We start from the raw sequence: 272 nt of genomic DNA, 5'->3' as shown, positions 1-272 counted from the left end.
AAGTTCCAGCATTGTTGTTTAGATTTTGTATAGCAATCTTAGCTGAAGGTTTTGGCAGGTTAAGGTTAACCTGTTGTCCACCAAGTCCAACGAGATTACCATCTGCTTCCACCATGTAGACGTGAGAGTTGTAAATACCGCTTTCACCCTTGTGTTCGCTAGCTTTGACAGTGAACTTGTAGTCCCCGTTTGCTTGTCTTTCAGCAGTTTTCCAAGCGATGTCGTCTTGTCCATTTTTCTCAGTCCAAGTAGGAACAGATATAGCACGGATA

The 272-nt window shown here is 43.0% G+C and carries 1 protein-coding gene; it reads right to left on the bottom strand.

Annotated features, from left to right (window positions below; all coding sequences use genetic code 11):
• On the bottom strand, nucleotides 1–272 hold a 272-nt coding region (locus STRDD10_RS10185; protein WP_197458354.1), incomplete at both ends, for a GBS Bsp-like repeat-containing protein.

Source organism: Streptococcus sp. DD10 (genome assembly GCF_001578805.1).
Classification (GTDB): Bacteria; Bacillota; Bacilli; order Lactobacillales; family Streptococcaceae; genus Streptococcus.
Note: the sequence above shows the minus strand (reverse complement) of the source record. Positions and strands in the feature narration are given on the sequence as shown.